Source organism: Symmachiella macrocystis (genome assembly GCF_007860075.1).
Classification (GTDB): domain Bacteria; phylum Planctomycetota; class Planctomycetia; order Planctomycetales; family Planctomycetaceae; genus Symmachiella; species Symmachiella macrocystis.
Window position 1 is genome coordinate 645,368 of sequence record NZ_SJPP01000003.1, and the last position, 20,703, is coordinate 666,070.

At 55.5% G+C, this 20,703-nt stretch carries 13 protein-coding genes; 6 read left to right on the top strand and 7 right to left on the bottom strand.

The genetic code is table 11. The annotated features are described in order from the left end of the window. Positions 1-84: 84 nt before the first annotated feature. From CA54_RS26000 to CA54_RS26030, 7 genes are all read right to left on the bottom strand, one after another. Positions 85-2,184 (bottom strand): FAD-dependent oxidoreductase, encoded by a 2,100-nt coding sequence (locus CA54_RS26000; protein ID WP_146373906.1) that lies wholly within the window; start codon positions 2,182-2,184, stop codon positions 85-87. A 42-nt stretch (positions 2,185-2,226) separates the two neighbouring features. Then, positions 2,227-3,924, bottom strand: a complete 1,698-nt coding sequence (locus tag CA54_RS26005) for an FAD-dependent oxidoreductase (protein ID WP_146373907.1) — start codon at positions 3,922-3,924, stop codon at positions 2,227-2,229. Between the two features lie 315 nt (positions 3,925-4,239). Continuing rightward, positions 4,240-5,715, bottom strand: coding sequence for a trypsin-like peptidase domain-containing protein (locus CA54_RS26010; protein WP_146373908.1), 1,476 nt, complete (start codon positions 5,713-5,715; stop codon positions 4,240-4,242). A gap of 613 nt (positions 5,716-6,328) precedes the next feature. Next, positions 6,329-6,775 (bottom strand): TraR/DksA family transcriptional regulator, encoded by a 447-nt coding sequence (locus CA54_RS26015; protein ID WP_197532845.1) that lies wholly within the window; start codon positions 6,773-6,775, stop codon positions 6,329-6,331. A 370-nt stretch (positions 6,776-7,145) separates the two neighbouring features. Next, entirely contained in the window at positions 7,146-8,507 is a 1,362-nt protein-coding gene (locus CA54_RS26020; protein ID WP_146373910.1) for a neutral/alkaline non-lysosomal ceramidase N-terminal domain-containing protein, read from the bottom strand. A gap of 84 nt (positions 8,508-8,591) precedes the next feature. Next, positions 8,592-9,872: a hypothetical protein gene (locus tag CA54_RS26025; protein WP_231963200.1), complete on the bottom strand. Its 1,281-nt coding sequence runs from the start codon at positions 9,870-9,872 to the stop codon at positions 8,592-8,594. A 240-nt stretch (positions 9,873-10,112) separates the two neighbouring features. Beyond that, on the bottom strand, positions 10,113-10,670 hold the full coding sequence (locus CA54_RS26030) for a hypothetical protein (RefSeq protein ID WP_146373911.1): 558 nt from the start codon (positions 10,668-10,670) through the stop codon (positions 10,113-10,115). Positions 10,671-11,016: 346 nt separating this feature from the next. On the opposite strand from CA54_RS26030, the gene CA54_RS26035 reads away from it, so the two are divergent. From CA54_RS26035 to CA54_RS26060, 6 genes are all read left to right on the top strand, one after another. Further along, a complete protein-coding gene (locus tag CA54_RS26035) occupies positions 11,017-12,114 on the top strand; it encodes an EF-hand domain-containing protein (protein WP_146373912.1) in 1,098 nt (365 codons plus the stop codon). A gap of 366 nt (positions 12,115-12,480) precedes the next feature. Further along, the gene (locus tag CA54_RS26040; protein WP_146373913.1) at positions 12,481-16,176 is read left to right on the top strand and encodes a secretin N-terminal domain-containing protein; all 3,696 of its coding nucleotides are present in this window, start codon (positions 12,481-12,483) and stop codon (positions 16,174-16,176) included. Positions 16,177-16,484: 308 nt separating this feature from the next. After that, entirely contained in the window at positions 16,485-18,167 is a 1,683-nt protein-coding gene (locus CA54_RS26045) for a GspE/PulE family protein (protein ID WP_146373914.1), read from the top strand. Positions 18,168-18,255: 88 nt separating this feature from the next. Further along, the gene (locus tag CA54_RS26050; protein WP_146373915.1) at positions 18,256-19,467 is read left to right on the top strand and encodes a type II secretion system F family protein; all 1,212 of its coding nucleotides are present in this window, start codon (positions 18,256-18,258) and stop codon (positions 19,465-19,467) included. A gap of 127 nt (positions 19,468-19,594) precedes the next feature. Further along, positions 19,595-20,059: a type II secretion system major pseudopilin GspG gene (gspG, locus tag CA54_RS26055; RefSeq protein ID WP_146373916.1), complete on the top strand. Its 465-nt coding sequence runs from the start codon at positions 19,595-19,597 to the stop codon at positions 20,057-20,059. A 13-nt stretch (positions 20,060-20,072) separates the two neighbouring features. Next, complete coding sequence (locus tag CA54_RS26060) at positions 20,073-20,702, top strand: prepilin-type N-terminal cleavage/methylation domain-containing protein (protein WP_146373917.1); 630 nt, start codon at positions 20,073-20,075, stop codon at positions 20,700-20,702. Position 20,703 lies beyond the last annotated feature (1 nt).

Below are 20,703 nucleotides of genomic sequence, written 5' to 3' on the forward strand. Positions count from 1 at the left end.
TCCCCCGAACCGTGAAAGGGGAGTTTGAGATAAGCGCGAGAAACCTACAGCGATTCACGGCATCTCGAAACAAACATGGGGCTTTCACTCATTTTTTTGATTCGTCTGCTTCTTCACGGGGATCAATTGCACGGCATCGATCACAACATATCCGTTGGTTCCCTGATTTGAGATGGTCACGCTTCCCGATTCCCCGGCTGCGAACTCGAAACGGCCGAGCGAATGAAATGCGCCGTTGCTGGGCGGCTTTCTCTGATTCAACGTCAGTGATTTTTCCCCGCCGGCACTTTTGACGACAACAGGGACGTTGCTGGCGCGGTTGGAATTGGGTGTATAGGCAATGCGGACTTCATACGTTCCGCTGCGGGGAATCATCGGGCGAAACACTGCCAACATTTTGCCGTTCCGTTGATCCTGGTCATGCCGATAAGCGGTTCCCACAAATTCGCTGACCGATCTGCTCGGATTCCAAACGCCTGTCACCTCAGCATCTAAGTCGTCGACGACGATTCCCGGTAGCGTACTGGCATCAATCGGCGGTTTACGTCGCGGACCGGTCCAGGCGAGAACCTGTCCATCGGCCAACAGTTTTTCTTTCAGCGCGTCGTAATCGATTTTCTGCACACTCACCTCTTGATCGATCGCCTGACAAGCCGCCGTTGCCGCCGACTGCCCCAAAACCATGAACACCGGTTCCATGCGAATCGATCCATAGGCGATGTGCGAAGCGGAGAGCGCGACCGGGGCCAATAGGTTGTCGCACTCGGCTTCCCGGGGTCGAATCGAACGATAGGAAATCGGATAGGGTGAAAATCCGCCGACTTGCACGTCCCCTTCATTGATCACCTTGCCGTCACGCACATAGCGCTGAATGTTGTGTGAATCCATGGTATAGGCGGCCAACCCGACCGCATCGTCGATGGTGCGCGTACCGATGCAATTTTTTTCGCTCATCACATAATCAGAAATCATGCGGCGGGCTTCACGGATGTAAAGTTGATGTGGCCAGTGATCGGTCTCCTTGAATTCATCCTTGGCCAATCCCCATGTTTGAAATTCCTGGCGAATTTCTGCGGGTACGCGAGGGTTGTTGGCCAGCGTCCACATCAGGCCTTGTTGATAGTCAAGATGCGCCTGAATGATCTCCGCCCGCTGCTGGTAGTCTCCATCGGGATAGTCGTAATTGGCGCCGATGTAGTCGGTCGAAATTGCGAAGTTGTTGTTCACATCGGTCTTGCGATTTGGCATCGGCGTCGGATGCCAAGGGACGCGATGATCGCCCGCTTCGAAATTGCGCAACAACAACTCATAATCCAACGGATCGTACCCGTCCGGCTTGGTCCATGGCACGCGGTTTTCCGGAATATCCGTGGTGCACATCCGGAAGCAATACGTCTGCACGCCACGATCCCCCGCCCCTTCCTGGCCGGGACCATCATCGCGAATTCCCGGCAACAAGCCACTGCTGGGGTCTCCCGGTTTGACGTAGGGATCGACCGGTTTGACGAATTGATGATGGACCGCATTGCGAGTCTGCACGCCATTGAGTGTCTCGCCGTAGGTCGCATTGCTTTCGCGTCCCACGTGATAGGAGACGCCGGCTACGGCCAACAGGTCTCCCTCATAAGTCGCATCGATGAATACGTCAGCGGCAACGCGCAGTCCGCTTTCCATCACGATGGTGTCAATGTGTGCGTCGGTTTTATGCACACCCTTTTGCAAATCCAGCCGCTCTTCGAAGAGCACGGGAATTTTGTATTCCGCCAGCCAATCATGAAATGTTTGCTCCGCGACGTGCGGCTCAAACGTCCACATTTCGGTTTCGTTTCCCTTGCGACGACTGCGAAACGATTCCCGCTTTTGCCAATTCCAGGACTCCGGCTGTGCGTAATGCGTCCCCAGTTTGCGATAGAATTCTCGTGACAATCCGCCAATGGCCGTCTTATTGCCGATGTCGGTCGCTCCCAGTCCGCCGGCGGTCAATCCGCCCAAATGCCGACCCGGTTCAATGAGCAACACCGACTTGCCCATCCGCGCCGCCTGCACCGCAGCAACCACACCCCCCGATGTCCCGCCGTAGACGACAACATCGTACTTCTCCATCGGCGCCTCCACCGGAGCGTTTGCCCCGATGAGCAATGTCGCAGCGAACAGCAATCCAACGATCCCAGTACCAATCTTCATTTCGCGTATCTTTCCGTGTATTTTTCCCGTGTTAATCGGTGGCTATTTTTTTGTTTTCGGCAGAGGCCATGTTAGTATTTGGCCATCGGCGAGTAGTTGTTTTTTTAATTTTGTATAGTCGACTTGCCCAACGGTTACATCGTCGTCGATGGCGATGCAGGCGGCGGTGGCTGCGGATTGGCTGGTGACCATCAATACCGGTTCCATGCGGATACTGCTGAAAGCGGTGTGGCTGGCGGAGAGTGCGAAGGTGACCAACAGGTTATTGCATTCCGCTGCTTTGGGGATGATCGCAGCATAGCCGATTTGGTACGGCCCAAAACCACCACGGCCGGTGGCGGTCTTGCCTTCGCGCGTCACGACGCCATCTTTGACGATCCGGCGAATTTCGTGCGTATCGGTCCCATACGATCCTAGTCCGATCGATTTTGGGGCAATCTTTCGTCCGAAGGTGTGATGCTCGGTCATCACAAAATTACTGACCATGCGACGGCCTTCGCGAATGTAGATCTGGTGCGGCCAACCGCCGTTGTCCGTAAATTCGTCCGGCGGCAAACCGAATCGCCGCATGTCGTTCCGGACTTTCTTTGGTACGCGGGGATCGTTTGCCAGAAAATGCAGTAGCCCGCGGTGATAGTTTTCGATCTGCTTGGCGATCACCACCCGCTCATCGTAGCTGGCTTCAGGCCAACCCCAATTCGCGCCGGGCAGGTTGCCGCCAAACGTGGCCGTATTGAAATCCCATTTGTCATGGGGAAGTGGATCGTGCTTGCTAAACCAGCGGAGGTCCATGTCGTCGCCATTGGCCAAACAAGCTTTGATGAACCGCGCCACTAACTCATAATGTTTTGCGTCGTATTCATGCGGTGGTTCGATTGGCAAGCGGTCGGCGGCGGTCGTCAGACAGAGCCGAAAACAATATGCCTGGATGCCGGGCGCCGGATCTCCCTGCACGCCCGGTTCACCAGCTTGCACCAACGGGAGCAGCCCGCTCGACGGATCGCCGGGAATGAGGTAGGGATCGAGCGGGAAATCGCGATCCCACGCCCCTTGCCCGCCCGCAACACGTCCATTGGCACCGGGCACTTTATGGTTCAAGCGCGGTTCGTACCCGGGGCTATAGTAGATGCCATTGAGTTTTTCGCCGTACTTGGCGTTCCCTTCCCGCTGCAGCGTATACTCCACACCGGCGGCGGCCATCAAGTCGCCTTCATAGGTCGTATCTAAGAAGACCTTCCCACCGATCGCGCTGCCATCCTCAAAGATTAGTTCGTCAATCCGTGCGCCATTTTTGCGTACCTCTTTGAGCCGCAAGTTGCGCAGCACCGTCACCCCGGCTTCTCGCGCCATGTCATCGAAAACGCGTTCGGCGACGTGCGGCTCAATCGAATAGGCTCCTCCGGTGGCGGGGCCTGAATGTCTCTTAAACGGTTGATCCCAGTTGAGTTCTTTTCCATAACGGGCAACCAGCCGGGTAAAATACTCACGGGTCACGCCGCCGATACTCCGTGGATCTCCGATGTCCACGGCGCTCAGACCGCCGGAGGTCATGCCGCCGAGATGTGCGCCCGGTTCGATCAAGGCGACAGACTTCCCCATCCGCGCCGCCTGCACCGCCGCGATCACGCCCCCCGATGTCCCGCCATAAACGACAACATCGTATTGAGCCAGCGGGGCTTCCGCAGCTGAGAGCGTTGTAGCCACCAGCAACAAACCGACAAACCAACCGCAGAGTTTCATGCTGCGAACTTTCCTCAAAGCGAATCGAGATTCTCTGCGAACGCGCTGTTACATTTCGCGTTTGCTTTCGATCGCATTGTATCAGCCGTATATGAAGCGCGGCTACCAAGAGCGCGGGATTGACGTGTGCGAGCGGCGTCGAATTCCCACAGTAGCGGCAGCAAGGGACGGGCGGCCGAAATGGGAAAGCCTGTCACGCAAACTTGGGTTTTGGCAGCGATCAGTTTGCTGAGCCTAGGACGTTTGCTGCGTCCTATTCATTAGCGGCGTCTTTTATCCTATGCGAGAAAGGTGCGTCGCGGCGCACCCTACGGGCTACGGATTCATCAACACCAGGTGGCTGGTGGATTTTCCGTTGGTTTGGCGGCGGACTTTTAGCAAAAGTGGTTTTGCCGTGCTTGTTTGCAGTGCCGTCTGAAAGGCATCCACCGAATCGACTGACTTTCGGGATACTTCTTCGATGACGTCATACAACTGCAGGTCAGCGGCGGCCAACGGGCCATCGGCATCGACGTTGAGTACTAGCAATCCAGCCGTCCCCGTGCCGAGGCCCAGTTGGTCGGCCAACGAATCGTCCAACGGTTGCAGCGACAATCCGAGGTCAACTTTGGGGGCTTCTTTGCCGGGGATCAAGGGAGTCGACATTTCGGCACTACGTTGTGAGCGGTCCAAGTCGATCACCTTCAACTCCGCACGCATCCGTTTGCCCTCGCGAAAAACGACAAGGTTCACTGAGGTGCCAATTTCCTTGAGGCTGATCAAATTGATCAAGTGATTCAGGTCATGCACGTCGACGTTATCCACGCTAAGGATCACATCCTCGCGTTGCAAATTAGCGTCGGAGGCGGGTGTGTTGGGATAGACGATCAACACGTGCGCGCCGCGGACACGGTCCAATTTCAGATTGCGGGCGACGTCGATATCGAAATCCTCGTTCAACCGGACACCGATGTAGGCGCGACGGACTTGTCCATACTCCAACAGATGCGTCACCACGCGGCGGACTAAGCTGCTGGGAATGCTAAAGCCGATCCCCTCGTTCCCGCCACTGCTGGAAGCAATCGCCGTATTGATCCCCACGATTTCGCCGCGGAGATTCACCAACGGGCCACCGCTATTTCCGGGATTGATGGCAGCGTCGGTTTGCAAAAAGTTTTGATTCAAAATGCGGGATTGTTTGCCAAGATTCAAGGACCGTCGCGACTTCGCGCTGACGATGCCGAACGTCACCGACTGGCTGAGTCCAAACGGGCTTCCCAAGGCTAAGACCATATGCCCGATATCCAAGACCTCGCTATTCCCCCAACGCGCGGCTTGCAGGTTGTCGGCTTCGATTTTCATCACGGCAATGTCAGACCGCTCATCGCTCCAGACTTGCAAAGGCTGCAATTCGCGGCCGTCGAACAGACGGATGTGAATTTCGTTGCGAGGCGTTCCACGAATTACGTGCAGGTTGGTGACCACAAATGTCCCACGCGCTTTGGTCGTGTCATTACGGATTATGACACCCGATCCGGTTTCCTCGACCGTCCGCCCGCTGACGTGCCGCACACATTGAATGTGCACCACGCTGGGCATTGTCAATCTGGAGACCTCGGCGATCCGTTCACTGCCTTGCAGGATCGGGCTGTCGGTTTGGCTCAGTTTTGCGTAGGTCTCATCCGCCGTCAGATAAATCGGCGATTTGGCCTGCAGCGAATTCGATGGTGTCCAACCGTTGAAGGAGGCACCCACAATGATGCCGCTCAACAGGCAACCGATGCTCGCGATGATACAGGTGGATCGTTTCATAATATCTCGTCCGAACTCTAACCGGAAAAGTGACCGCGTTGTTTTGAACTGTTCGTCGCTACGCTGCACGAGTCGCAAACGCCGTGACAAACAGTCATGCGCAACAGATCGAAAAGGTGTCTCACTTGGCGAACAATCATTCGCCGCTGTTAGACAAGCTGTATTCAAACGCCGATGTCGTACTTAAAGTCACATGCAGGATTCATAACAACTGCAGTATACATTCTGACGTGCGACGAACGAGAATAACAGAGGAATCTTGCGGAGACTACTAGGATCTAACCAACAATGGACGTTATGACCAAGGTATTCCGTGAGCGACCGTAACATATCCACGACCGGCAAAGTCGCCCGTTTCGCCAAAAATTCGCAGCAACTCACTGCCGTTTGAGTCACCACCCAATCAGCCCGTTCATCGCGCAGCCTCGTTAAGACTTCGCTAGATTCCATGCTCCACAACGGTTGGTAGATTCACGGTGATTCGCAAAACCCGCCCAATCGATAGTTGTCCGCGATGCAAAGTCAGGTTCGCGCAGAAATCTACGTCATCGCGTCCGGCTCTCTGCCAACGCGAGGGTGGAATCCCCACATAACGCAGGACCGGTTTGACGCATCACTTCAAATCCAAATCGCTAATCGTCAGGTCACGATCTTTGTTTGCACCTTCGAATTCGAACGCGGATTCCCAATCGGCGTCGAAATCGTCGTAATCGTTCCCGACCAATTCGCGTTTGCGTTGACACTCAATACACAATGGCGTGTAAGGCAATGCTTTGAGGCGTGCGACAGGAATCTTCGTTTCGCAATCCTCACACATCCCATAGCGTCCCAAGCGAATGAGCTTGATCGCGGTTTCGATTTGCGTCAATTCGCGACTCTCCAACGCAGCCAGTTGGGAATCGATTTCTTTTTTCGATCCCTCCGAAGCTTCGTCACAGATGTCGCCCGGCGACGTTGAGGGCCCAAGCGAACTGAGATCCTCGGCCAACTTTTCGCGGAGGTCATCCCGTTTCTGCATCAAACTTTCGTGCAATCTCAGTAGTGCGTCTTTGCGAGTCATCTCTAGTCTCTCCCAATGTGGAGAACAAGGTAGCGCGGATACGTTCCTACTATGCATACGTCCGGCCACCCCAAAACGTTAGTTTCACGTCCAAGGGGTATTTCTTCGCAAACTATAGCTCCGATTTATGCAGCAGTGGGGACCGACGTGAAACTATTTGAATCGTGTGCTATGTTGCGCCGGTGCGCCAGGCGGTACACCAACCAACGCGCGCACGTAAACACATTAAAGACAACGAGTTGCGGCCAACGCTCGCCGCGAGAATTCCGGAGCGTCGAAAACGGCAATCAAATCGGCACGATCGGAATCGCTAATACATAGTGAACAGGACACACCCAGAAAAAACGGCCCGATGTAGCGAAATTGAGCGTTAGCGAGAAACCTGTTTTACCAGCCGACGGATGCCCCCCATGACGGTGTTTTCTACCGACGGCGCAAAGGGAGTGGGCGTAAGTTGATGCACAATCCCTGTCCGCCCTTCATAGCCTCCTTCGAGCAGCACACGCTGCGAAGGTAAATACGCGAACACATCGGTGCAATATCCGGCGACCCAGACCATCGGCCCGGCGAATTCCAACTTCGAAGTGCGGGAGTAGTCCACAACCGTTTCGCCGCTGATGGCAACGAATAGCAATTGATCGCCAAACCGCGCCACGGTCAATGGACAGGGCTGTTCGGTCATCACCTTCCCGTGGGTATCGAGTTCGTTGAGCAGGTATTTTGCCTTGCGCTGCTTATAGGCATTTCCGGAGTTCGCTTCACGTTCGAGTTGCGCTCGCGGCGGCAACGGCTCTAATGCCAACTGCACCGTTTCATGCGCCACTTGCAAGGGGCCGTGCACTTCGATCGGTTCGGCTTGAATGGCGCGTTCCACAGCATCGGCGAGTTCCCGTCCGTGTTGTCGACAATACTCCAGCGCTTGAGGACCATGACGGGGATAGGGATTTTGATCTCCGCCGCACCCCATCAAGAACAATGCAATCGCCTCGGGATGCGCGGCTTCGACATCGTACTGAGCAAACCCCGCATAGTCGCCGCAATACTTATAAAAATCGAGCGTCGTATTGTGGCAAGCATAACCGAACATCACGGCCCGCAACTTGCCATCGGGCGCAACGACTTGCATGACCGGCACATCATCGTCGGTCACCCCGTCGTCATTCTGGCGGTTGACGAAGCCATCGTCGGTCGGAAATCGCCGGGATTTGCCAAAGCTTGCGGTCGATTGACTGACCAAAATTTTCGCCGGACTGAGGTCGTCGAGCGCCTGGCCCACAAGCGTTGTCAACTTGGGAACCAATTGCTGTTCGATGTAATCCACAATCGCCGCTTCGGACTCATCGGAGAGGCTATAAAACACGGGACGCTCGGCGGCGATTTCCGGTGCGCAGTGTGTATGCGACACATTGATGATCAGATTGGCTTGCGGAAGTTTATGTTGTTTTTCGATCGCCGCAGCCACCGGGCGCACGATTCCCCAATGCATAGAACCCAAGTCGCACGTCACCAACACCAACCGCGTCCCGTCGCCCGATTCAAAGGCCAACGCCTTGGCGTACAAATCGTGCACTTTTCCTTGGGCCGGTTTATCGCGACTACCATAGCCCGACAACCATGTCGGCGATTCGGGAGTAATCACGATTTTGGAAACGCCCACGTTCCACTCAGCCGCCTCGGCAGAGCAAGTTGTCGTGCCAAGTACCAACAATGCCAACATCAATGAACGACACATCGCGTCTTCCTTACAGTCTCGTGGCTGAAAGTTCCAATTGCTTTTTCATTCATCCAGTCCCCAGCGGCGAGCGGCCTGGATCCTCTAGGTTCCCAGTCGCGCTGTCGGATGGGAGAGCAGGTTGGGATGCGGGGCGTGTGGGTAATCGACCGGTTGATAACTGATCGCCAACTCGGGCGTCTGCAACCGTTGATGATCCTGGGCAAGCGACGTCAACGCCCGGTCAAGAATTCCGCTGGCCAGCAACGTCCGCTCAACAGGGTAACTGGGATGGCCGGTGTGCATCATCCGTTCGATCCCCTTGAGCAAATACGCAAAGTGCGGATGCCGCGGCTGCAACCGTTCTTCGAAATTCGTCGCCAACGGTTTGGCTTGCCCTTTGAGTTTGACCGCTGCGGAAATCCCACCTAGATATTCAGGTAACATGAACACCGTGCCGCGCAAACCATCGGTGTATTGAAACAAAAACAAGGCCGCGCGCTCACTGTCACGCAACTTGGGAGATGATTGTTTCGGTGTGACTTGGAAAGCAGCCTCCAGAACCTCTTTAGGCACCGTGCCGTCATCCACCGCCTGCCACATCGCCGGTCCCTGCAGACATTGCACCCACTCGACACCCACCCCGCCCCCGCGGCGGCGTTCAACCAACGACTGTAAGCAGTCCAAGGTATGGCTGCCGTAGATGTCATTTCCCGAATACCCGACAGCGACAGCGGCCTCGATATCGCAATCCATGGGAATCGGAATATCCGGCCGGCGATAACTGACCGGCAATGACGAGCCGGCCATAAAGGGGATTTTCATTTGCCGGGCGCGATCGTACATCCACTTCGCATCGTCCCATTGCGGCCCGAGATGTTTGTCGTTGAAGACCGGAACAACACGATCGTATTTTTCGAACGTATCGGTGATCTCTTTGAAGAATCGCCGACGCGGATAGAGGTGCTGCCCTTTGTCGTTCCACGGATAATCACCATGTTCGCCAATGCTAATCACGCCATCGACCGTGATTTCATCGCCGCCAGTGGTGACCGCTTGCTCGATCGTGTCGTAAATTGGAATGTTGTATTTTTCGGCCATGGGCCGCGCGAGATCATTGGCGGGGAATTGATCCACATACATTCCGGCAAGCTTCAATGCCGGTCCCGGACCGCCATCCTGCTTCCAACCTTCCAGGATTTTTCCGATCAGTACATCGGCGTGCAGCCCTTTGCTGTAGGCGGTGAGGACCGCGACGACCGACTTGGGGGGGCTAGCCTCGGCCGACGTAGCGGCGCGGGAACCGTAACTCAGACTCCCGACTACTGTTCCTGCGGCCAAAGCTTTGAGGCAATCGCGCCGCGTAATCCGTCCGTTGTAGCTCATCCCGATCCTCGCCGATAATTTTGCAGAAAGCTTAGGTCTCGCGTGACTTCTGAATCCGCCGGCAAATGTAGTCGGATTCGAAAGGTCCCTGCATTCTAAACAGCGAAGCGGCGGATTTGATACCGTCAATGCGAATTGGAAGCACCCTATGCGCATGCAAAGAGGCCGCCCGTTTTGACCCGGGCGGCCTCTATTTATGATGAACAGCTTGCGCTGGTTATAGTCGCAGTCAGTCGCGTTTTAAAAACGAATGTTGAATACCGGACGCTGCGGTGCGATGGTTCTGCTACGAAATCTACGCGGACGATATTCGTAGTAAACCGGGGCCGGCACCATGTGCAGGTCCTCTTGCAGGTGATGCAACGTAGAATTGATCCGGCGTAGCGTCCGTCGCAGGTGGCGAGTTTCCGCACGTCCTAAGGAGTACGCATCGCCGCGGTATCCGTGGCGGGCCCGGTATTTGGCGATACGGTCCATCTCGTCGACAAGTCCTTCGACGTGGTGGTAGATTTTATCCAGTTGAGCCAAGTCCAAGATTATGTGTCGCCGAGCAGACGTGTGGTGTGCAACAGTGTGAATGTGACGGGCCAGTCGTTGCATCTTGCGAGCATCGTTGGCTAAGTGGCGATAACTAGGCGTGAAACGGAAGTGGTGTTCAATCTCGTCTCCAAATTCGGCCGTTTCACGTTGCAGCTGGGCTGCCAAATCATCGATATGTAAATCGGAAGCAGCACTGGCTGTCCCCGTCATCAGGCCCAAGGTTGCAATTGCAAAGGCGAAAGTAAGAGTTGTTTTCATTTCAAAAGCCTCCTGGGCAAGTGGATATTTGTGGGATAAGTTTCGTTCGCATTCGAATAGGGATAAACGCACTTCGTGTGCCAAACCGTCCCGCAAACGAAAAAATTCACATAACCCACTACATAGATACACCTTACAACCCACGCAGGTTTTTGTAGGCTTGAAATTGTTTGAGCAGACCCCAGTCGAAATGTCCACTTTTTGACCCTGGAAGAGTCATATTGACGACACCCCGTCCACCGAGGCATTTGTGGAATTTGGGTTTGCAAGAACGTTACGCGTTCGGCAAAATCTAAGCTGTGCGTAGGAAACTTCTAATAATCGATTGACCGCCAAGGAATCTGTGATGCGCTTTGCATGGGGAGTGGTGATCGTCTTAGCCATGGCAGGTTCAGCCAGCCCGTGTCTAGCACAACGTGGTGGGCCATCCCCTGAACGGTTCTTTCGCTATCTCGACAACGATGGAGATGGCACGATTCGCGGCAGCGAATGGGATCGCATACCGCGGTTGCGGGGCATGCTGGAAGATATGGAGATCGACCCCGAACGTGGCGTGAAACTGGAGGAATTTGAAAGCCTCTCTGGCGAAATGATGCAACGCATGCGCGACCAAGGAGGGTTTCGTGGTCGCGGTCGGCGTGGTGATCGCGGTGGTGATCGCGAAGATGACCGTGGTGGAGATGAAAGACGTGATCGTGGCAGATTTGGCCGTGACTCTGAAGAATCAGACTCAGGCCGCGGGAGACGTGACTCTGGACGTCGCGGAAGTTCCCGTTTCGGCGGTTCATCACGCGATAGCGACTCGAATGACGACGGGGACTCGGAGCGTCGTGGTTTTGGGCGTCGTCGCTCAAATAACGGCGATTCCAACGATGAAAACAGATCATCCCGAGGCGGTCGACGCCAGGGAAGACAGGACCGCAACGAGACGAATCGCAGCAGAAGAAGCAGCAGTCGACAAGATTCCGGGGATGAGGAAAAACCGCGTGTCACGCTGACTCTTCCGGCCGAGTATGCCTCCAAAGACCAAAACCGCGACGGCCAACTGGGATTGTATGAATGGCCGCAAACGGATTTCTCGGCATTCGCCCGCTTAGACCACAATGGCGATGGTTTTTTAACGCCACGGGAATTGCAACGATCCGACCGTCCGTCCAGCAATGTCTCTGCCGTCAGCGTCGCCGCGCCATCGGCCCGCCCAAGCCGAACCGTTGCAAAGCCGGTCAGTGCATCAAGTTCGGACCAAGACGGTTCGAAATATCAAAAGGCAGCCGAATTTGCGTTTCGCGCGCTCGATCGCGACAAGGATGGTGTGGTCACAGCCGCGGAATGGAAACGGAGTCGCTCCACACGGCCGCTGTTTGAGAAGGGAGGCGTGGACATCTCACAAACCATGTCCCGCGAAGACTTTATCGCAAATTACGTCCGTTTGCGGTCCCAGTAAAACGACTTCCAACGCCTCCCGCAGATTGAGCCAGAAACCGCTATGTATCGCGGCCATAGTGCGGTTTTATCGGCTGAGCGCTGACGAATCGAAAAAAATTCGATGTTAGGGTGCCTATTCGCGGTTTTTGCCGACCGGATTACCTCGTTGCGGTGTTGAATCTTAGTGACGTTCGAGAATAATCGGAAAATGCGTCATAAGTTATTCCGAGGCAACGAAGTAGGACTCACGGCGATCTGCCCCTCTTGTGTCCGCTTTGACGCTCCCGGTAAAATTTTAGTAGCCAATTTCAGTAGTTCCGAGCAACACGCCAAAAGGCGACAGCCATCGTCCGACTCGCCCTTTGATCGAAGGCAATATATTTAGATGCGCGAATATTCAACACGACTAATGATCCTCTTGTTGCTGGCTATGTTCCAGGTACTGGCGTCGGAACCGGTCGAGGCTCAAGAGCGCGGGGGACGACGCGGGGGTGGATTCAATCGCGGCGGCGGTATGGGTCGTGGAGGCTTTGGCGGCGGTCGCAGTGGCTTACTCGGCGCACTGTCGCGGGAACAAGCCCAGACTGAAATCAACCTCACAGCCGAGCAATCCGAAAAGTTTGAAGCTCTCCGCGAAAAGATAAGCGAGCAGAGTCGGGAGCTGTTTTCCGGTATGCGAGACGCCGCGCCCGAAGAGCGACAAGAACTCTTTGAGAAAGCGCGGGCCGAAGGGCAAAAACTACAGGCTGAGGCTGATGCCGAGTTGAAGACCATTCTGACAGCTGACCAAGTTGCGCGGCTGCAACAAGTCTCCTGGCAAATGCAAGGGGCGCGGGCGCTGGACAACGAGGAAGTGAATTCCCAACTGAAATTGACGGCGGAGCAACTTGAGCAGATTTCCGCCATTGTCGAAGAGGCCAACGAATCGCGGCGCGGCTCATTTGGCGGTCGGCGGCGCGGCAACGGCGGGGACCGTCCCAGCCGGGAAGAACAGCGTGCTGAGTTGGACGCCAAGTTGGTGGCCGTCTTAACGCAGGAACAACAACAACAATGGACCGCTATGCTCGGCCCGACGGTCGACGGTTTGAACGAACCTCGCAGGCGCGGCCGCGACTCCGGGAGAAACCGATCCAATCGGGACCGATCCGAGGAGAAGCCGGACCAGAAGAAACGGGCTCAGACCGAAGCCGCGATTCCTTCGAATCTCGCGCCCACGGACGGAACAGTCGTGGCCGATCTCTCCGCTGCCCCGACGAAATCGGAAGTGACGGAATCGGCCCAGACCGAAGACGACGCAAATTTGCTGTCGTTTAATTTCCGCTACGCACCCTGGGAAATGGTACTGCGGCGGTTCGCCGAAGAAGCCCAATTGAATCTACAGATGGATGTCGTTCCGCCGGGGACGCTCAACTATTTTGACAAGGGGCGTTATACGCCGACCCAAGCGTTGGACGTGCTGAATGGATACTTGTTGCAAAAAGGGTATTTACTTGTCAGGCGAGATCGCTTTCTGGTAGTCGTCAACATCGATGACGGCATTCCACCGAATCTGGTGCCGCAAGTGACGGTCGAAGAGTTGCAAAACCGCGGAAACAACGAGCTGGTCTCGATCGTGGTCTCCTTACCGGGGACCGATACAGAGACGGTGTCTGAAGAAGTCACTGCCATGCTAGGACCGCAAGGTAAAGTGGTCCCGATGGCGAACCTGTCGCGGTTGGTCATCACCGATACCGGTGGAAATCTGCGACGCATCCACCGTTTGTTGGTAGGGGACAATGATGGCCCTAAGAAGTCCCAGAAGTTCCGGGCATTTCCATTGAAGTACGTCTCTGCCATCGATGCCGATAAGATTGTGCGGGATCTGTTTGGATTACCTGCACGGGGATCGGCCAATAACGTCAGTGCGACAAGTTCGTCGAACTCCGCGAGCGATCGTTACAGCCGATTTCGTGGCTCGCGGGATCGCGGGCGCGACGATCGTCGTGAATCCTCCCGAACGCCACCCGCGCCGCCTTCAACGACAGGCGATGCCGTCCGTTTGGCCATTGACGAACGAACCAATAGCCTCTTGGTCACCGCATCCCCTGAGAATTTGATGATCGTCGAAGAGGCGCTGCAATCGGTCGATGTCGGAGAAGGTCCGGGCGGCGTGGCCATCGGCGGCAGCTCGAACCGGCCTCAATTGGAAGTGTACGAAGTCCAATCGGCCGATCCGCGTGAAGTCACTAAAACACTCGATGCACTATTGCCGGGTGTTGTGGTGAATGAAGATGGCCGGGCGCGCCGCATTCATATTCTAGCAACGCCGGATGAACATCGACAAATACGCGCGATCATCGATCAACTCGATGGTGCGGGGAGCGGACAAGGCGTCACGGTGGTCAACCTGACCCAGCTAGACCCTTTGGCAGCAGCCGGAACGTTGCGGTCGTTGTTCGAGGGAGATGGCGGCAACGTCCCGACGATTGAACCGGATATTGCCGGTCGCCGGCTCTTGGTGCGTGGGACGACTGAGCAATTGGCGCAAATCAAAACGTTATTGGCCCAATTGGGCGAAGATGGGACGCGACAAGCCGGGGTTGGCTCACAGGATCGCGGACCGATCCGCACCATTTCACTGGGTGGCCGAGACAGCGGGGAATTGATCAAGCTGTTGCAACAGGTTTGGGGACAATCCAGCAAGAATCCGATTCGTGTGGTCGTTCCCTCCGCAGTCGCACCAACAATGCGTTCAGAATCCCCCGAGCAATCGAAACGCAAGCCGGCGCGACCGGTGGAGGCGGAACCGGCAGTATTGCGACAGGATAGCTCTGAGGCCGACGCTACGATTGATGAGGCGTTAGAAAACACAGTCACCTCATCTGAAAGTGATTTAGACAGTGATTTGGACGAGGACCTCGATGCGTTTCTCGACGAACTAGAAAAAGGCGTGGACGCCGAGCTCAATGATGCCGAGTTCAATGATGAAGTCGCTGTCGCTCCGACAGTGGAAGAATCAACAACGCAAACGGGCGCACCCATTGTGATCGCGCCCAACGGCGGCAATTTGATTATTGCATCGGAAGATGCCGAAGCCCTCAATCGCGTGGAAAATCTGATCGAGACCTTAGCCCGTGCAGCTCCTCGCAAACGGCAGTGGACGGTATTTTACCTCCGCTCATCAGATGCCTTAGAAACGGCCAGTACATTGGGTGAGTTGTTCCCGGCTGGCTCGGTGGCGGCTCCTACCTCTGGTGGGGGGACAAGTCTGGTGGGATCGCTTTCGTCGCTGGGTGGAAGCTTGATGGATATGTCCGGCCTTTCGTCCCTGGGAGCGGGTACCGAATCGTTGCGAATCATTCCCGAACCGCGGCTGAATGCTCTGTTTGTCAGTGGGCCGGCGGTGCAAATTGATGAAATTGAAAATGTCCTCAAAATTCTCGATGGGGGCGACTTGCCCGAATCGCTGCGGGAACGTTTGCCTCGACGGATTGCATTGGAACATGCCGACGTAAATGAAGTTGCCGCAATTGTCCGTGAAGTCTACAAGGACTATATGGAAGAACCGAATCGTGGCGGCCGAGGGGGCGGCGGCGGAAATCCGCTGGCCATGATGCTCGGCGGCGGCCAACAACAAGCTCCCGCTGCGGGAGTAGGAATCAAATTAACGCTGGGTGTGGATGCCCGGACCAATACATTGATTGTGGCAGCCAGCAATGCCTTGTTTGAGCAAATCGCAGAGATGGTGGAATCGATCGATCAATCGGCCGCCGATGCGCAGCAGACGGTGCGTGTGGTCTCCATCGATGCTGATAGTGCACCGTTGATTGAGCAATCATTGGGATCGCTGTTTGGAAAAATCAAAGTCAGTACAACCACTGGCAGCGCTCGTGCGTCCAAACCCGCGGAATCGACGAATAACTCGTCGTCAGGCTCTGCCGAAGAGCAGCGCAGCAAAGAAATTCGCCAATTTTTCGAGCGGCGCATGCGGGAACGCATGCAGGGCGGAGGCGACCGCGGACGAGGAGGTCGCGGGCGACGATCTGAAAGAAGCGGAGACAGGGGCGGTTTTTCCGGCGCACGTGGCCAACGAAGTCGTTAGAATATATTGTTCCGGCCGAAGAATTCCAAACAAATGTCGCCGTTCAGGAGATCTTATACCTGTGGGCTCCTTCGCCCATAGGGAGGTCCCTGTCTGCCGTCAAAATGCGTTCTCGTTCCTCAGTCGAAGTTGAAAGTCATTCATACCGTCATTCCTCCGCGATCTTGCCAGTGTATCGGTGTTCTCTGCTCCGCCGTAATTCAGGCTGGTGACCACGTCGCGGAATAGTTTCCCTAGACAATCAAATCGCGATGTCACGGCGGAAGTCCGCTCGATGTCGTCCAACAATCGGGGCTTGTGTTGCCACCATGGATATTGGAAACATTCTAGTCGGTCACGGATTGCTCAGCGACAGCCAACTCGAAACCGCCACGGTCCAGGGCGCCGGTCAACGCGTGGACCGCGTTGCCGTTGAGATGGGATTTGTCAGCGAAGAAGATGCGCTTAAAGCGTTCGGCGACGAGTTGGGCATGCGTTTTGTTGATCTAAAAAAGGTCGAGGTCGATCCCGAGTTCTTGGCCGGTTTTCCCGCACGCGAAATTTTTCGGCACACCGTACTGCCGTTGGAACGTGAAAATGGGCACGTGTTGGTCGCCACCAGCGATCCGTTTGACCTGGAAGCCATTGACGAATTCAGTTCGGCGTCGGGTTGTCGTATCGAACCGGTTTTGGCCCGTCATGCGGACTTGTTGGAGTTGATTAAGAGCAACCTGGGAGTCGGCGGCGATACCATCGGCCAGTTGGTCGCGCAGCGCAGCACCGAAGAAGTGGAGTTGCTGGAAGGCATCGAAGAGGACGACAGCGAACTCGCTCAAATGGCCCAACAGGCCTCGGTGATCAAGTTGGTCAATGACCTGCTCATCGATGCGCTGGATCAGCACGCCAGTGACGTGCATCTGGAACCGACCGAACGAGGATTCATCATCCGTTGCCGTGTGGACGGCATGTTGCGGGTGCAACCTGTTCCGCCGGAGATCAATCAATTTCAAGCCGCCATCATCAGCCGTTTGAAAATCATGGCGCGGATGAACATTGCCGAGAAACGTTTGCCGCAAGATGGTCGGATCAAGTTGCGGATTCGCGGCCGCGAAATCGACGTGCGGGTTTCCATCATCCCCATGATGCATGGCGAGGGGGTCGTGTTGCGGTTGTTGGACAAGCAGGCGATGACCTTTGACTTGGGTCACGTCGGTTTTCCAGAGGATTTACACGCGATCTTCAGAGACATGATCACATTGCCGTACGGGATTATTCTCGTCACAGGCCCGACCGGGAGTGGTAAAACCACGACGCTGTATTGTGGACTTAACGAGTTACGCAGTACGGCCACAAAAATTATTACGGTTGAGGACCCGGTGGAATATCACCTGCCCGGCGTGAATCAAATTCAAGTGCATGCCAAAATCGGCATGACGTTCGCTGCGGGCTTGCGAAGTATTTTGCGGCACGATCCGGATGTGATTCTCATCGGCGAAATCCGCGACGGCGAAACGGCCAACAGCGCAATTCAAGCGTCGTTGACGGGGCACGTCGTGTTCAGCACGCTGCACACCAACGATGCTGCCAGCGCCTTTACGCGTTTGGTCGACATGGGAGTCGAACCGTATTTGGTCGCGAGTACAGTCGAAGGTGTGTTGGCCCAACGTTTGATTCGCAAATTGTGCCCGTTGTGCAAAGTCGCCTATCGACCGGATCCGGAAGAGATCCCCAAGGATATGGCAGACGGGATGCCGGAGGAGATCTACAAGCCCGCCGGTTGCCGCGAATGTCGCGACACGGGGTATTCAGGTCGGACCGGTATTTTTGAATTGCTCCGCAGCGACGTCGGCGTGCGGCAATTGTGCGTGGAACGAGCCAGTGCCGATCAGATTCGGCATTATGCGATGCAAAACGGATTTAAAACATTACGACACAGTGGATGGCAACGCGTGTTCGACGGAACGACAAGTATTGAAGAAGTGAACCGGATTACCAAAGCCGACCCTGTGTGAGACAGGTAGCCTTGGCGATTCGCGGCGGCGGACAGCATACCGAGACGATTTCAAAGGCCTAGTGCCCTGTGCAGTTCCATGAGCAGTTATGCCTGAATTCCAGTACATTGCCCGAGAGTTGAGCGGAACGGAAGTGACGGGTGTCATTACCGCCGCGAGCGAACATGAGGCTGTCAGTTCGCTGTCTCAGCGTGCGCTGTTTCCCGTCCGGGTGGATGCGACCGAGGATGCGTCGAAACGCAAACGGGGTTGGGGCAACAAAGTTCGCAATCGGCATTTGGCGATGTTGTTTTCACAACTCGCGGACTTGTTGCATTCGGGCGTGCCGCTGCTGCGGTCACTTGAAATTTTGCAACAACAAAGCTCACAGGCCGCGCTCTCCGCAGTTCTGGGGGATATTCGCGAGCGGGTGGCGGATGGGACACCGTTGGCCGATGCCGTGACCGCGCATCCGGACGTGTTCAACGATCTAACGGCCAGTATGATCCGCGCAGGTGAAGAAGGGGGATTCTTAGAAGATGTGCTCAAACGGATCGCCCAGTTCACCGAACATCAAGAAGATCTGAAAAGCCGCGTGGTGGGGGCGATCGCGTATCCCGCTTTCTTGGCCGTAATGGGATCGATCATTGTTACGGGGATCATCGTCTATTTTGTTCCTAAATTCGAGCCGTTGTTTGAACGGCTGAAAGATCGCGGCGGACTCCCCTGGCCGACGACAGCGCTGATGGCGCTCAGCGACTTTCTGGGTGGCTACGGGTTGTGGATGCTGGGAGCGGTTGCGATCCTGGTTTGGTGGCTGAATCGTTATTTTAAAACCGCCTCGGGCCGACGGCGGATGGACTATTGGAAGCTGCATGTTGTCGGCGCCGGGCCGATCATTCGCAGTCTGGCGGTCTCGCGTTTTTGTCGTATTTTGGGAACGTTGCTGCACAACGGCGTGCCCATTTTGCGATCACTGCAAATTTCGAAAGACGCAACCGGCAATGTGATTCTGAGTGAGGCGGTCGGGTTGGCTGCGGAAAACATTTCTGCGGGAAAATCGTTGGCGCAACCACTCAAAAAGAGCGGGCAGTTTTCGACGGAGGTCGTGGAAATGATCGCCGTGGGCGAAGAGGCAAACAGCTTAGAAACCGTGCTTGTCGATATTGCCGACAACATGGAACGACGCACGAACCGGCAATTGGAGTTGTTCGTGCGGTTGTTGGAACCGGTGATGTTGTTGGCCATGGCTGTGGTGATTCTATTCGTGGTCATTGCATTATTACTGCCAGTCTTCAAAGGGGCGGGCGCGCTACAATAAACTACGATTTCGGTGAGCGGCAGCGGTGACGGATACAAATTGAGGCACCCTGCCACCCAGTAAAAACAATCGAACAAACCAGACAAACCAACCTATTGATAACAGCACAGGAAAAGGAACAGTGACGATGAATTCCCCCAAACAATCTACGGTCCAGCAACCACGCCGCGGCTTCACGTTGATCGAAGTCTTGTTGGTGTTGGCGATCTTAGGTGTGATCATGGCGCTGGTCGTCCCGCAACTGTTGGGCACGCAGCAACAAGCAAATATCGACGCCACAAAATTGAGCATCAAAGGTGTCGAACAGGGATTGCAGATGTATGCTCTGGATCATGACGGACAATTGCCGACCACCAGTGAAGGGCTGCAAGTCCTGATCGAAAATCCCGGCAACGACACAAAATGGAAGAAGCCCTATTTGGATGACACAACAATGTTGCCCAAAGACGCCTGGGGCAATCCGTTTCAATACGAGTTCCCCGGCCCCAACCACCCCAACAATTTAAAAGCCGACATTTGGTCGTTTGGCCCGGACAAACAGGACGGCACGGATGACGACATTGATAATTGGACGGTAAAATCCGAGAACTAGTGATCGGAATACCATGCTGACTACCCGTTACTACCAGGCATCCCGGAGGCATCGCGGCGGATTTACGTTGCTCGAAGTTTTACTCGTGCTGACGTTACTGATTGTGATTTCAGCGGTGATTTGGCCATCGCTGGGTCGCTTGTTCAGCCGTCAGGGAATGGAACGTGCCCAGAGCGACGTGCAGGTCCTGCTGGCCGCGGCGCGGGTCCGCGCTACCGAAGCGGGCGCCTCGTATCAATTTCGCTACGAAGTCGGCGGACGACGGTATGTATTGGTTCCGGCCGACGGAGCGGAATTGGTAGCGGTCGCCGATACGCCGGGAACCGACATCGCCACAGCCACTAGTGCCGCCTGGAAGCGATCGGGCGAACTTCCCGAAACGGTGACCTTTCAACTGCCAGCCGGACTAAACACCACCGTCGGCGGCGAACCGATCTCTGTGGAATTGTTGTCCGGGCTGCTCGACACCGATGCGTTGTCGCGGGCGGCTTGGGGACCGGCGATTTTGTTTCATCCCGACGGCACGGCATCGGACTCGATTTTTGTGATCGCTGATGATGTCAATGACGAGTCAACGACCATTACGGTGCGCGGCCTGACCGGGGCTTCGCATGCGTCGGCGACACTCGTGGAGGAACAATAAA